This window comes from Youngiibacter multivorans (assembly GCF_017873395.1).
Lineage (GTDB): Bacteria > Bacillota > Clostridia > Clostridiales > Clostridiaceae > Youngiibacter > Youngiibacter multivorans.
Window position 1 is genome coordinate 1 of record NZ_JAGGKC010000022.1, and the last position, 13,157, is coordinate 13,157.

Genomic DNA, 13,157 nt, shown 5'->3' on the forward strand with positions numbered 1-13,157 from the left:
TAGCTATGAACAAGACAAAGATAGTTGACTTCAACAAAGAGGACTTCAGCTTCGTGGGATTTGATTTCAAGCACTGGAGAGAGAACAAAAAGGGAGAAAAGTACTTCATGGTAAGCCCTACTATGAAATCCTTGAAAGACTTCAAGAAGAAAATCAAGGATAAAACAGTTAGGAAGCTGACGCTCGGAAAAGAAGAATGGGTTACGAGAGTTAATCCAATAATCCGAGGTAAAGTAAACTACTACCTTAATATTCACAAAGCGGTGCAGCTCAATCTTGCGAGGAAACAGAAAAGCCATTGCTACATAGAGGGCTTCAGCAGGGATCTGCACAGTATTGACAGCTATGTGAGACAGAGGCTCAGAATGTGCATGATCCATACACATCCGTCAGTCAGAAAAGCTTATGCCATGACCACCAAATGGAATATCGAATTCTTTTGCAAGATAGGTCTGGTACCATCCAGTTGGTACTACTACAATAAGATATATGGCTACAAAATCGAGCAATATGTTGAAAGACAGACAAAGAAGAACAAAGAAAAGTATAATAAGCGGAAGCAGAAGTTAGAAAGTCAAGGGGTTAAGTACTATACAGAAGACAGGAAAAGGAAAATGGCTAATGCAAAGAGAATTGCATTAACCTGAGTTCATTGATTGATATACAAATTGGTAAGCCGTATGCGTTAGTAGCGCACGTACGGTTTGATAAGGGGCTGGCTTAGCAATAAGTCGGCCTACTTTCTTTAGTCAAACAATGTTTAGAGATATGTAACAGAAATAAAATATGGAAAAGATATAATGGATAGAGAGGGTATTTATGCATTAGGAGGAGAACATGAAGAAGGTTGACTACAAGAAGGACTTCAAGGAACTGTACCTGCCGGGAGAAACACCTGTAATCATCACCGTTCCAGAACTTTCGTTCATTTATATCGACGGTGAGGGTAATCCCAACAAGGAAGGCTTCCAGAAGGATACTGAGCTGCTATATGCACTTAGCTATGGAGCAAGGATGTCATACAAATGGCCTGATCCGCCGACTGACTGGTATGAATATACGGTATTCCCGCTGGAGGGTGTATGGGACCTGATTGACAAAGGAATCTCGCATATCGACAAGGATAATCTGAAATACAGGATCATGATACGGCAGCCGGATTTTCTTGACCAGAGCCTCTTTGAACGTATTGCAGCTGAGACCTCAAGGAAAAAGAAGATAGATGCTGCAAGGGCTGGCTTCGGCAGGTTCACAGAAGGGCTTGTATGTCAGATGCTGCACAGAGGAAGCTATGACGATGAATCAAAGTCATTCGAAATCATGGAGGAATTCTGCAGGAAGAGCGGCTATGAAAGGATGGAGAAGACTCACCGGGAGATATATCTGAGCGACCCAAGAAAGACAAAGAAAGAAGACCTGAAGACTGTGCTCAGGTTCAGGATAGTTTAACAGGCTTTAAGGAGGAGTGAAGATGGACTGGGACGAGGCCGAACATGATGTCAGGAAGCTTTACGATGCGTGGATTGATAGCTGGAACAGCAAGGATGCGGGCGCCATGGCAGAGATTTGCGACGAAAACTGCACTATCATCGGTTTCGACGGCAGCATGATGAGGGGAAGGGCCGAGGTGCACAGCACACTTGAAGCCATCTTCAACAATAATCCTACAGGCAGATATGTCAAGGCTGTCAGAGATGTCGGTTTTCCCGCTGATGGCATTGCTATAATCAACAGCGTTGTAGGTATGGTGCTGCGTGGAAAGAGCGACATCAATCCAAGCGTGAATGCCGTACAGACAATGGTTGCAGTAAACAGGGAACATGGATGGAGGATACTGCATTTCCAGAACACACCTGCCGCGTATCATGGGAGACCGCTTGAGTCAGAAAAGCTTACAGATGAGCTCCGGAAGCTGATACCGGATGCGTGGTATTTCGAGAAAAACTGATAGAATTGCACTTGACCGCAACAAAAAAGGAGAGATGACAACATGGTTGCAAGCATGGACCTCAGGAATGAGCATGACGGTATATTGCACGGCCTTAGGATACTTGACGAGATTTCAGTTACTCTTCAATCCGGACTGAAAACAGACAAGAAGGATATTGAAGACCTGGTATGGTTCTTCGGCATGTTCACTGAAAAATGCCATCATGGAAAGGAAGAAGGCTTTTATTTCCCTGCCATTAGAAGTCATAGCGGCGGTAGTGCGGAAATCACTGACGAGCTTCTGAAAGAGCATGCGGAAGGAAAGAGCATTCTCGCAAGGATGAAGAAGCATTCAGGGTCACCTGAGTTCTTCAAGATTGCTGAAGAGTATTCAGTACTTCTCAGGAAGCATATCAGGAAGGAGAATGAAGAGCTTTTCCCAATGGGAGATGCTCTGATACCAAAGGAGGAGCAGGCAAGTCTCCTAGAAGCCTTCGGAAAATTCGAGGATGAGGTAATGGGGGAAGGGACACACGAAAAGCTTCATCTGCTGCTCAAGGAGCTTGAAAGGAAGTATGTACACAGAAACATTCACATTCTATGAAGAAAAGCATATCTCTACATTTAAGGCCGGGGAGACCCCGGCCTATACCATTTCATGCATAAATTCATTTATATCGTCTGCCACAGCCTCGGGATACTCCCAGTAGAGCATGTGCCCAAGCCCTTCATGGATTTTAAGACGGGAGTCCCTTATGAGCCTGGCATATTCCTCCTGATCGGACCTTCCTGTTATCTCATCCTTTCCTCCCCAGATTATGAGGCAGGGAACATTAATATCAGAAATGTTTTCAGGAACTCTCTCAGCAAGGAGCGAAGCTGTGTATTCCTTCCATACCCATGATGGCATCTTCATTGTTTCCTCAGTCATCATCTCTATAAATCCAGAAGGTACATTCGTTCCGGACAATCCTGACACAAAGCCTTTGACAAAGTCCTTGTCAACTTCATCGCCAAACTTTGATATTTCATTATCATATAATTGTCTGAGATTGGGATTTTTACAAAGCTCCAGCGGGCTCCCCACAAGTATCAGCCCGGATACCTTTTCCGGATATCTCAGTGCAATACTTCTGGCAACAAGTCCTCCGCTTGATGCACCCAGTACTACAGCCTTCTCAAACGTGAGCTTGTTTAAAAGCTCTGACACGTCATCAGCCATTTCTTTGCTGTCATAGCCACTTTCCGGCTTATCCGAATCACCATGCCCTCTGAGAGTAGGTGCGATTATCCTGATGCTTTTATCCAAATACGGCAATAACAGCTCGAATGCATGCCAGGAATCAGCGATGCCGTGTATTAGTACAAGTGGCATCCCCCTGGATTCACCTGAATCAATATACTTCAGCGAAACTCCATCCCTTACCAGCATATTATTTTCATTAATCATAGCCTTATCTCCTTGCAATTGGATAATATTCTATCAATTTCCGGCCGTTATCCTGAACAGTTTCCCGGAGTAGTCGACTATTATGGTTTCACCATTTTTGTCCAGTCCGAAGGATGATACGTTAAATCCTGTATCAAGTATCTTCCTGGATTGTTTTAATTCAAAATCATACGCCCATACCCTTCCGGTCACGAAATCTCCGTATACATAATCTCCATGAAGCTCCCTGAGAAGTTCGCCCCGGTATATGTATCCACCTGTCACCGATTTTCCTTCAGGGTGCTGATATTCAGTTACAGGAGGAATGAGGCTCCCCTTGTCAGTCACCTTGTCATCTTTGTATACGGAAGTACCCTCCATGATATTCCAGCCATAGTTTCCTCCGGAGAATATCTCATCGATCTCTTCAATCCGGTTTTGTCCGACATCACCGGCCATTATTTTTCCAGTCACTTCATCGATACTGAATTTCCAGGGGTTTCTCAATCCATAAGCGAAGATCTCCGGCAGTGCACCTCCTTTACCGTCAGCGAACGGGTTGTCTGAAGGTATGGAATAGTTCTTCGTTCCGAATTTCTTGTCGATATCTATCCTTAGCAGCTTCCCGTATATCCTCGACAAATTCTGTGAATTGCCCTGCGGATCTCCGGCACCGCCACCGTCACCTACTGCAATATAAAGATACCCATCGTTTCCAAAGGCAATGTGACCTCCGTTATGGTTGCTGTAAGGCTGAGGGAATGACATGATTACTTCACCTTTCGATGATTCGATTACAGTGTCGTTTTCGGTTGTATAGTTGACATAGTAAATTCCGTTATCTTCATAATCAGGATGAAAGGTAAAGCCAAGCAGCCCTCGTTCAGTTGCAGAAACGGAAACCCTGGATGTCAGGTCAGCAAATATACTGAAGTCTTTCACGTCTTCATTTTCCTCAAATTCAAGTATAAGTCCGCCTCTCTCAACTACATATGCCTTATCATTTGCTTCGGACCAGACATATTCCAGCGGCTGATTGAAGGTTAGGGCAGGGTAAGCCTCTACAATCTGGTAGCTTTCAGGTGCTGGCTGCAGGGTAGGCGAAGCTGATCCTTGGGTTGGCAAAGAGGCTTCCGTTGATGAAGGCTTTGGAGAAGCATTGGTGCAGGCTGATAAGATTATGGGTAGTGCCAGCAGGGCACCTAATATCCTGGTTTTCATATGAATCCTCCTTGATCATTGTAAGACAAGAATAACATTTTACACAATTTGATTTCTGAACATTCTGACAACACTTGTTTAACCTTTTTCTGGAGAAACTGGAATGCTTTCAGGTGATGGTATAATCATGGTAGGGATGATAAATATAAAGAGATTAAAATATTGCTGTGTAATGGCTCTGTACAGCAAGGTATCAGGAGGGCAAAATGAACAAGATGAAATTTTATAGATACCATATGTTTCCGAAGCTGTTTGCAGCTATTCTGCTTTCATTGTCTATAGCAGGGTGCAGCTATGCCGACCTGGATTTTTTGTTTGATAGAACTCCATCGGTTTCTGAAACGGTGACTCATGTCAAGGTTCCTTTTGCCCCTGTGAGGATAGCTGAGGAGCTTGAAAGGCTTCCGGAAAAATATGGATACACCTATGATGAGGAGGGGGAACAGGAACTCCTTGAAATGATCAACAGCTACAGGAGGGAGAATGGTCTTCAGGCACTTGAGGTCAGAGATAACCTCCATGCTTCTGCACGGTACAAATCCAATGCGATGCTCCAGCTGAACTACTTTGAACATACCAATCCGAATTTTGAAGACAGGGGATTCGACTACCTTCTTTGGGATGTGTTCGGACTGAAATATACTGTAATCGGTGAAAATCTGGCATCTGTCGGAAAATCAGGTACTGGTGAGGTAATTGGTGTAGCCGAGCTGTTTGAAGGCTGGAAATCCTCACCTGACCACAACGCCCAGATGCTTAATCCGGATTTCAGGTATACAGGCATCGGATTGGTTAGGTCAACCTCCTCCGGGTCAAGATTCAAGGGGTACATGACTCTTTTGGGGACCCAGCATTTCGGTTATTGAAAATGTATTTTTATTTCATGGTTGACCTTGACGTAGCGTAAAGGTGTATATTCACTATGAAGGGAGGCCGTCATGGAATATACGATACAGAAACTGGCCGGTCTGGCAAAAATAAGCACAAGAACACTCAGATACTACGACGAAATTGGACTTTTGAAGCCGCTAAGGACGAGTTCTTCAGGCTACAGGATATATGGTGAGAAGGAAATTGCGAGGCTACAGCAGATCCTTTTCTACAGGGAGCTTGGACTGCCTCTGGAAAAGATTGGAGAGATAGTTACTTCCGACACCTTTGATGAAGGAAAAGCACTGCAGGAGCACAAGCGAAGCCTTAAGGAGCGGAAGAAGCAGATCGAAGAGCTTCTAACCAATGTCGAGAGAAGCATCGAGGATTATGAAGGGAGGACAAAAATGAAGGACAAGCAAAGATTCGAGGGATTCAAGAAGAATCTCGTTGAAGAAAATGACAGGAAATATGGCGCTGAAGTAAGGCAGAAGTATGGTGACGAGGTCTACGAAAAGTCAAATGCCAAGGTTATGGGGATGACTGAGGCAGACTACGAAAGAGCCCAGAAGCTCGCTTCAGACATAATTTCGACGCTGCACCTTGCTATGGAAGGCGGAGATCCTGCTTCAGATTTGGCACAGAAGGCAGCTTCTCTTCACAAGGAGTGGCTTACCATGTACTGGGACAAGTATTCACCTGAAGCACATGCCGGACTCGCACAGATGTATGTGGACGATGAAAGATTCAAGGCCTATTATGACAAGGAAAAGCCAGGGACTGCAGAATTCCTGAGAGATGCAGTTATAGTATTTACCGGCATGAACCAATAAAAAGACTGGTTTAAATGACTCCATGGGAATGCTCCGCTTTCAGCGGAGCGTTTTTTTTGGACGGAACTTGAATTACTTGTCTGCGAGATATATTATTAGGTTAGACGGACTGTTATGCAAACGTTTATTGTCTGACATTTGAAGGATTAGATTTAATTAATTTTTTTGATGCAGGCAAAGTTGAAAGTATGCGTACTTTCTTATAAATATGAGAAATATGTATATTATGATATTAAAAAGATAATATTAATGCACGTTTCACGAAGTTTAATGCATCTTAAAGAAATTTGAAAAACTGTGGAAACGTTGGTGCTCTAGGTTCGGAGTTGCATATTGATAGCAATTTACCCTCATCCGTTTACGAATAATCATTTATTTCACGTGTATTTCGACTATTTGAAAATAATTCTGCCGCGTTTTTGTGTAAATGTTAACGCCTGACTAAAATTTTTTATGTATAAACTGTAAATATTGAAAATAATTATGAACTGTGCTAAAGTTAGAAAATACTAGGTAACTAGTTAAAAAAGTTCAAAGGAGGATTTTTCATGAAAAAGAAAGTGTTACTTCTTGCAAGTATCGTTATGACAGCTGCATTTGTGGCAACGGCATGCGGAACATCTGCTCCGACTACGCCAACCACAGCTCCAACTACCCCAGCTGTTGAAAAGATACTGAGAACGAACAACAGCAGTGAGCCTGGTTCGCTTGATCCGGCGCTTGCTCAGGGAACCCATGAGTCATGGGTACTCGACCACACCTTCGAAGGCCTTATGAAAAGGTCAAAGGAAGGTCTCATAGTAGAAGGCATAGCTTCAAAGTACACGCTTGCCGATGACAATGTCACCTACACCTTCACACTCAGGGACGCTAAGTGGTCCAATGGTGATAAGGTTACAGCACAGGATTTCGAATTCGCCTGGAAGAGGGTACTCGATCCAAACCTTAAGGCAGAATATGCATACCAGATGTTCTATCTTAAGAACGGTGCGAAGTACAATTCAGGAGAGGCTAAGCTTGAGGACGTAGGAGTCAAGGCTCTTGACGAGAAGACCCTTCAGGTCGTTCTTGAATCCCCAACAGCTTACTTCCTTGAAATGGCAGCATTCTACACATACTATCCGGTTAACAAGAAGGTTGTTGAAGCAAACGCAGACTGGGCAAAGGATCCTAAGAACTATGTATCAAACGGACCATTCAAGCTTACAGACTGGGTACACAATGCTTCCATAACACTTGAGAAAAATGACAACTACTATGACGCAGCCAGTGTAAAGCTTGACGGAATCGAGTTCGCAATACTCGAGGATGCAACAACAGCATGGCAGAAGTATGAAGGCGGAGAGTTCGACTTCCTTACACCGATCCCAGGATCAGTCGTAGGACAGCTCAAGGCATCAGCCAGCAAGGAGCTCATAATAGGAACTGACCTTGCTACATACTACTACAACTTCAACTCAAAGAGAGCTCCTTTCGACAACGCTAAGGTCAGAAGAGGCCTTTCGATGGCGATAGACAGGAAGACAATCGTTGAGAAGATAACTCAGGGCGGACAGACACCTGCAGAAGGCGTCGTACCATTCGGTATGTTCGATGAGAACGGCAAGGAATACAGAACTGGAGTCGGAAACCTCATAAAGTATGATCTTACTGAAGCAAAGAAGATCTTCGAAGAGGGACTTAAGGAAGCTGGAATGACTCTTGAGCAGTTCAATGCAAAGGGCTTCAAGCTCCTGTACAACACTTCTGAGACTCACAAGAAGATAGCAGAAGCTGTACAGAACATGTGGAAGGTCAACCTTGGAGTTGAGATTGGACTTGAGAACGTTGAATTCCAGGTCAAGCTCGACAGAGAAAAGGCTGGCGACTACGACATATCAAGAGCAGGCTGGATAGGTGACTATGGTGATCCTATGACATTCGTAGACCTGTGGGAATCAAAGTCAAGCTTCAACGATGCAAAGTTCAGCAATGCTGAATATGACAAGCTCGTTGCAGAATCAAAGGCTACTGTTGACCAGAAGATAAGGATGGAGAACATGAGAAAGGCAGAGAAGATACTCATGGAAGCTATGCCAATAGCTCCTATATACTTCTATACACAGCCTTATGTTCAGAAGCCTTATGTAACAGGAATCTTCAAGCCAATAAACAGATATCCGTATTTCACTTACGCTGACATCAACAAATAATACAGAAACAGTATTGTTTGTTCCTTCCAGAAGAATCGGAGGGCTATATTTAATAGCCCTCGATTTTTCTTTGTTATTCTAGAGATTAGGAGAGGTAACATGAAAAAGTACCTTTTTAAAAGGCTGCTATTATCAATCGTCACATTATGGGCAGTCGTTACAATAACCTTTGTCCTTATGCACAGCGTTCCAGGTAATCCATTTGCCAAGGAAGGCAAGATGCCAAAGGTCATTTACGAAAACCTACAGAAGCAGTATGGCCTTGACAAGCCGCTTCCTGAGCAATATGTCATTTATCTTGGCAAACTTATCAAGGGCGATTTCGGAGATTCTATGAAGTCCAGGACCGAAACCGTAAATGAGATGATAAACAGGGGATTCCCGGTATCTGCAAGACTTGCTGTACAAGCACTTCTTATTGCAATAATACTTGGACCGGCACTGGGTGCTCTCGCAGCGCTTAACCAGAACAAAGCCCTGGATTATTTTTCGATGATTGTAGCCATAATCGGTATATCGGTACCGAGTTTCATCATGGGAACTGTCCTGATTCAGTTCGTGGCCAGGAACGTATCATGGCTGCCTATAGGCGGCTGGGGAACTTGGAACCATACGGTGCTGCCGTCTTTTGCACTATCGCTGATGCCTCTCGCTACAATGGCGAGACTTATGAGGTCCAGCATGCTTGAAGTTCTCGGACAGGATTATATCAAGACTGCAAAGTCAAAGGGTATAACAAAGGCCGCAGTAGTTTACAAGCACGCAGTCAGAAATGCCATTCTTCCTGTCGTATCAGTCCTCGGAACAATAATTTCGAATCTGCTTGTAGGAAGCTTCGTAATAGAGAAGATATTCGGCATTCCCGGACTAGGGAAATTTTTCACGACTTCAATCAGCAACAGGGATTACACCCTGATTATGGGTACAACCATATTCTATTCACTGATCCTTATTTCAATGCTTTTCATTGTGGACATTGCATATATGTTCATCGACCCAAGGATCAAGCTCTTGAAGGAGGGACATTAGGATGGAACTCCAGAACAAGAATGAAATTACCAAGGATATGTTCGAGCCTGCCCACAGGGAGGACAAGAACAAGGATGTCATCAAGAGGCCTACAATCAAATATTGGCCGGACGTATGGAGAAGACTCAAGCAGAACAAGCTTGCCATGGTCGGACTTACCATAATCGTCATATTCCTCATAATGTCATATCTTGGAACCAAGATTTCAGGCTACTCGTATACTGACCAGAATTATGACAAGATAAACGTACATCCTGGTGCTGAATACTGGTTCGGAACCGATGAACTCGGAAGGGACATGTTCTCGAGAGTCTGGCTTGGAACAAGATTTTCACTCATCATCGGCTTCCTCGCAGCCGCTATGGACTTCATGATAGGAGTCGTTTACGGCGGAATAGCCGGAATGGCAACAAGAAAGGTCGACTCGATAATGATGAGGTTCGCTGAGGTAATATACAGCATACCTTATCTGCTTATAGTCATCCTTCTATCAGTCGTTCTTTCAGGCGAAGGCGGAGGAAACAGCCTTGCTGTCCTGATACTTGCAATGAGCCTTACAGGCTGGGTCCCTATGGCTATACTCGTAAGAGGCCAGGTGCTTCAGCTTAAGGAAAGCGAGTATTCGCTTGCTGCGGAATCACTGGGTGCCACAAAGGGCTGGATCCTGAAGAAGCACATAATACCAAACACTTTGGGACCGATAATCGTCAATGTAACTCTTACCATACCGAGAGCCATCTTCGCGGAAGCTACGCTTGGATATCTCGGACTAGGACTGCAGCCGCCTGACCCGTCACTTGGTAATCTTTCAAACGACGGACTCATAGGACTTGCTGTAGGTAATGCATACCAGATCATAATTCCAGCCATATTTATCTCATTAATCATGTTTGCTTTCAACGTACTTGGAGATGGCTTGAGAGATGCCTTGGACCCAAGGCTTAGAAAGTAGGGAGACAGAAGAAATGGAAAAACTTTTAGAGATAAAGGACCTGAAAATTTCCTTCAAGACCTTCTTCGGAGAAGTTGAAGCTGTCAGAGGCGTAACCTTCGATGTAGGCAAGAAGGAGACTGTTGCGATAGTCGGAGAATCCGGCTGTGGAAAATCAGTCACCGCTGCCGGCGTAATGCAGCTTCTGCCAATGCCTCCGGCATTCTATAAGGGCGGAGAGATAATCTTTGACGGAGAGAACCTCCTGGACAAGAGTGAAAAAGAGATGCAGGGAATCAGGGGAAAGAGGATCGCGATGATCTTCCAGGACCCGATGACCAGCCTTAACCCGACCATGAGAGTTGGTGACCAGATTGTTGAATCCCTTATCAAGCATACCGGGATAAGCAGGAAGGAAGCTGACCAGAAGGCAATAGAGATGCTCGAACTGGTCTCCGTACCGCAGCCTGAAAAGAGGGTTAGGCAATACCCTCATGAATTCTCAGGCGGCATGAGGCAGAGGGTAATGATTGCGCTTGCCATGGTCTGTGACCCACAGCTACTGATTGCGGACGAGCCGACTACAGCTCTGGATGTTACTGTCCAGGCCCAGATACTTGACCTCATGAAGGACATACAGCAGAAGTTCGGAATGTCCATAATCATAATCACTCATGACCTTGGAGTAGTTGCCGACGTAGCAGACAGACTTGTTGTCATGTATGCCGGTCAGATACTGGAACAGGGAACAACTGAGGAGATATTTGAAAATCCGATGCACCCATACACAAGAAGGCTGCTGGGCTCCGTTCCAAGGCTCGACATGAGCAAGGACAAGCCACTGAACTCCATCGACGGAACTCCTCCAGATTTGTACATTCCTCCTAAGGGCTGTTCATTCTATGACAGATGCTCTGATGCCATGAAGATCTGCAAGGACAACCTTCCAGAATTCATTGAGCATACTGATGAGCACAGGTCGAGATGCTGGCTGAATCACCCGATGGTGATCATGAAGAAGGATACCAAGGGAGGTCAGGCATGATGGAACCACTAATAAGCATCAGGAACCTCAAGAAGCACTTTCAAGTCACCGGTGGAGTCCTGAAGGCCGTTGACGGAATCAGCCTGGACATTTATGAAGGCGAGACCGTAGGTCTTGTCGGAGAATCAGGCTGCGGAAAATCTACAGCAGGCAGGACGATAGTAAGGATATACGAGCCGACGGAAGGTCAGCTTTTCTACAAGGGACAGGACATATATACTCTTTCAAGGAAGGAGATGCATGAGGTAAGAAGGAATTTCCAGATGATATTCCAGGACCCCTATGCTTCACTGAATCCAAGAATGACAGTCCTTGATATTGTTGCGGAGCCCCTTGATGTTCATGGCATATACAAGAACTCCGATGAGAGGAAAAAGAGGGTTTTGGAACTTCTCGAGCTTGTCGGATTAAATGATGAGCACGCGATGAGATTCCCTCACGAGTTCTCAGGCGGACAGAGGCAGAGGATAGGCATAGCGCGAGCTCTTGCCCTTAACCCTAAATTCATCGTCTGCGATGAGCCTATTTCAGCTCTTGACGTTTCCATTCAGGCACAGGTAGTAAACCTCCTGAAGGACCTTCAGAACAAGCTGGGACTGACTTACCTCTTCATTGCCCATGACCTTTCAATGGTCAGATACATTTCCGACAGAGTTGGTGTAATGTACCTTGGACATATGATGGAGCTGGCTGATGCTGAAGAGCTTTACAATGAGCCACTTCATCCATACACTATGGCGCTGCTTTCAGCTATCCCGATACCTGACCCTGAAATTCAGAGAAACAGGAAGAGGATAGTACTTGAAGGCGACGTGCCAAGCCCCATCAATCCTAAGGAAGGCTGCAGGTTCGTCGAAAGATGTCCTTATGCCATCCAGAAGTGCAGGGATATCACCCCTGAATTCGAAGAAATCAAGGAAAGGCACTACGCTGCATGCCATAGGGCGAAAGAGCTCATGGAGAATAACGCGAAGAGCAAGATTTAAGGAGCCGAAAGGCTCCTTTTTCAGTTAAACAAATAAACCATCTGCTCCAAATCATAACTGAATATTAACAGTCTTTGAGTAGGATATGTGCTATATTGAATACATTAAGAGAATGTTTATTGTATATTGAAAGAAATTTATACTATGAGGAGAGTATCATGAGGGAATTCAGCAATTTGATGGGATCACTTACTGCAATTCTATTTACCATAGCTTTCCTGAACAGACCAATAAAGGTCATAAACAGAAGATACGGAAAGCAAATAGCGAAAACTTCCTTCAAGGCTTCATTCCAGACCTTGATGAGGTTTCTTGTGAAGAACCACAAGCTTTTCGGAGCCCTGGCTGGTGCTTCCGCCCTCATTCATGGATTGATGAAGTTTTCACTAAATGGCTTTGTTGCCAGCGGATTCCTGACTCTTTCCCTTATAATGCTGCAGGGAGTCCTGGGAGGCTATGGCTTCAGGAAGATGAAGGGAAAAGCCGGGGTTTGGCTTAAGATACACCGACTCATACCGTACCTTGTATTCCTGTCAATCTTCAATCATGTGGTAGTTAAGCTATTCTGGTAGATAGCAGACTATATTAATTAGTAAATTTTGTTGACCTGGTTTAATTGTTAGTTTTGATGAACCAGCTGATTAGCTAATTTTGACTATTTTAAATAGCACCCAAAGTAATAGCAGCCCGGG

14 protein-coding genes and 1 pseudogene are annotated in these 13,157 nt (G+C 44.5%); 13 read left to right on the forward strand and 2 right to left on the reverse strand.

What is annotated here, in order from left to right:
• The 4 genes and pseudogenes from J2Z34_RS12195 to J2Z34_RS12210 form a co-directional block, all read left to right on the forward strand.
• Nucleotides 1-647: pseudogene (locus J2Z34_RS12195) on the forward strand (group II intron reverse transcriptase/maturase); the annotation flags it as partial.
• A gap of 190 nt (nucleotides 648-837) precedes the next feature.
• Nucleotides 838-1,449: a GyrI-like domain-containing protein gene (locus J2Z34_RS12200; protein WP_209460150.1), complete on the forward strand. Its 612-nt coding sequence runs from the start codon at nucleotides 838-840 to the stop codon at nucleotides 1,447-1,449.
• Nucleotides 1,450-1,471: 22 nt separating this feature from the next.
• Nucleotides 1,472-1,948, forward strand: coding sequence for an SgcJ/EcaC family oxidoreductase (locus J2Z34_RS12205; RefSeq protein ID WP_209460151.1), 477 nt, complete (start codon nucleotides 1,472-1,474; stop codon nucleotides 1,946-1,948).
• Nucleotides 1,949-1,990: 42 nt separating this feature from the next.
• Nucleotides 1,991-2,533 (forward strand): hemerythrin domain-containing protein, encoded by a 543-nt coding sequence (locus J2Z34_RS12210; protein ID WP_209460152.1) that lies wholly within the window; start codon nucleotides 1,991-1,993, stop codon nucleotides 2,531-2,533.
• A gap of 42 nt (nucleotides 2,534-2,575) precedes the next feature.
• Here the strand turns inward: J2Z34_RS12210 and J2Z34_RS12215 are convergent, their stop codons facing one another.
• Together J2Z34_RS12215 and J2Z34_RS12220 are read right to left on the reverse strand one after the other, a co-directional pair.
• Entirely contained in the window at nucleotides 2,576-3,379 is an 804-nt protein-coding gene (locus tag J2Z34_RS12215) for an alpha/beta fold hydrolase (protein ID WP_209460153.1), read from the reverse strand.
• Between the two features lie 33 nt (nucleotides 3,380-3,412).
• Nucleotides 3,413-4,579, reverse strand: coding sequence for a PQQ-dependent sugar dehydrogenase (locus J2Z34_RS12220; RefSeq protein ID WP_209460154.1), 1,167 nt, complete (start codon nucleotides 4,577-4,579; stop codon nucleotides 3,413-3,415).
• A gap of 103 nt (nucleotides 4,580-4,682) precedes the next feature.
• Between J2Z34_RS12220 and J2Z34_RS17780 the strand changes: the two genes are divergently transcribed.
• From J2Z34_RS17780 to J2Z34_RS12260, 9 genes are all read left to right on the forward strand, one after another.
• Nucleotides 4,683-4,808 carry a hypothetical protein gene (locus J2Z34_RS17780; protein WP_280922327.1) on the forward strand — a complete coding sequence of 42 codons (126 nt, stop codon included), beginning with the start codon at nucleotides 4,683-4,685 and terminating at the stop codon, nucleotides 4,806-4,808.
• Entirely contained in the window at nucleotides 4,786-5,445 is a 660-nt protein-coding gene (locus J2Z34_RS12225) for a CAP domain-containing protein (RefSeq protein WP_209460155.1), read from the forward strand. The genes J2Z34_RS17780 and J2Z34_RS12225 overlap by 23 nt, the downstream gene beginning before the upstream one ends.
• A 72-nt stretch (nucleotides 5,446-5,517) precedes the next feature.
• Complete coding sequence (locus J2Z34_RS12230; protein WP_209460156.1) at nucleotides 5,518-6,282, forward strand: MerR family transcriptional regulator; 765 nt, start codon at nucleotides 5,518-5,520, stop codon at nucleotides 6,280-6,282.
• 548 nt (nucleotides 6,283-6,830) lie between these two features.
• Nucleotides 6,831-8,474 carry a peptide ABC transporter substrate-binding protein gene (locus tag J2Z34_RS12235; RefSeq protein WP_209460157.1) on the forward strand — a complete coding sequence of 548 codons (1,644 nt, stop codon included), beginning with the start codon at nucleotides 6,831-6,833 and terminating at the stop codon, nucleotides 8,472-8,474.
• A 99-nt stretch (nucleotides 8,475-8,573) separates the two neighbouring features.
• Complete coding sequence (locus J2Z34_RS12240) at nucleotides 8,574-9,503, forward strand: ABC transporter permease (RefSeq protein WP_209460158.1); 930 nt, start codon at nucleotides 8,574-8,576, stop codon at nucleotides 9,501-9,503.
• 1 nt (nucleotide 9,504) lies between these two features.
• Nucleotides 9,505-10,455: an ABC transporter permease gene (locus tag J2Z34_RS12245; RefSeq protein ID WP_209460159.1), complete on the forward strand. Its 951-nt coding sequence runs from the start codon at nucleotides 9,505-9,507 to the stop codon at nucleotides 10,453-10,455.
• Between the two features lie 13 nt (nucleotides 10,456-10,468).
• Nucleotides 10,469-11,479 (forward strand): ABC transporter ATP-binding protein, encoded by a 1,011-nt coding sequence (locus tag J2Z34_RS12250; protein ID WP_209460160.1) that lies wholly within the window; start codon nucleotides 10,469-10,471, stop codon nucleotides 11,477-11,479.
• Nucleotides 11,476-12,465 (forward strand): ABC transporter ATP-binding protein, encoded by a 990-nt coding sequence (locus J2Z34_RS12255; protein ID WP_209460161.1) that lies wholly within the window; start codon nucleotides 11,476-11,478, stop codon nucleotides 12,463-12,465. The genes J2Z34_RS12250 and J2Z34_RS12255 overlap by 4 nt, the downstream gene beginning before the upstream one ends.
• Before the next feature lie 158 nt (nucleotides 12,466-12,623).
• Entirely contained in the window at nucleotides 12,624-13,037 is a 414-nt protein-coding gene (locus tag J2Z34_RS12260; RefSeq protein WP_209460162.1) for a hypothetical protein, read from the forward strand.
• Nucleotides 13,038-13,157 lie beyond the last annotated feature (120 nt).

What these genes read in the sequence shown, in the direction of transcription:
- J2Z34_RS12205 (WP_209460151.1), top strand. Translation starts at nt 1,472, where the DNA reads ATGGACTGGGACGAGGCCGAACATGATGTCAGGAAGCTTTACGATGCG.
- J2Z34_RS12225 (WP_209460155.1), top strand. Translation starts at nt 4,786, where the DNA reads ATGAACAAGATGAAATTTTATAGATACCATATGTTTCCGAAGCTGTTT.
- J2Z34_RS12210 (WP_209460152.1), top strand. Translation starts at nt 1,991, where the DNA reads ATGGTTGCAAGCATGGACCTCAGGAATGAGCATGACGGTATATTGCAC.
- J2Z34_RS17780 (WP_280922327.1), top strand. Translation starts at nt 4,683, where the DNA reads ATGCTTTCAGGTGATGGTATAATCATGGTAGGGATGATAAATATAAAG.
- J2Z34_RS12215 (WP_209460153.1), bottom strand. Translation starts at nt 3,379, where the DNA reads ATGATTAATGAAAATAATATGCTGGTAAGGGATGGAGTTTCGCTGAAG.
- J2Z34_RS12260 (WP_209460162.1), top strand. Translation starts at nt 12,624, where the DNA reads ATGAGGGAATTCAGCAATTTGATGGGATCACTTACTGCAATTCTATTT.
- J2Z34_RS12255 (WP_209460161.1), top strand. Translation starts at nt 11,476, where the DNA reads ATGATGGAACCACTAATAAGCATCAGGAACCTCAAGAAGCACTTTCAA.
- J2Z34_RS12230 (WP_209460156.1), top strand. Translation starts at nt 5,518, where the DNA reads ATGGAATATACGATACAGAAACTGGCCGGTCTGGCAAAAATAAGCACA.
- J2Z34_RS12245 (WP_209460159.1), top strand. Translation starts at nt 9,505, where the DNA reads ATGGAACTCCAGAACAAGAATGAAATTACCAAGGATATGTTCGAGCCT.
- J2Z34_RS12250 (WP_209460160.1), top strand. Translation starts at nt 10,469, where the DNA reads ATGGAAAAACTTTTAGAGATAAAGGACCTGAAAATTTCCTTCAAGACC.
- J2Z34_RS12200 (WP_209460150.1), top strand. Translation starts at nt 838, where the DNA reads ATGAAGAAGGTTGACTACAAGAAGGACTTCAAGGAACTGTACCTGCCG.
- J2Z34_RS12240 (WP_209460158.1), top strand. Translation starts at nt 8,574, where the DNA reads ATGAAAAAGTACCTTTTTAAAAGGCTGCTATTATCAATCGTCACATTA.
- J2Z34_RS12220 (WP_209460154.1), bottom strand. Translation starts at nt 4,579, where the DNA reads ATGAAAACCAGGATATTAGGTGCCCTGCTGGCACTACCCATAATCTTA.
- J2Z34_RS12235 (WP_209460157.1), top strand. Translation starts at nt 6,831, where the DNA reads ATGAAAAAGAAAGTGTTACTTCTTGCAAGTATCGTTATGACAGCTGCA.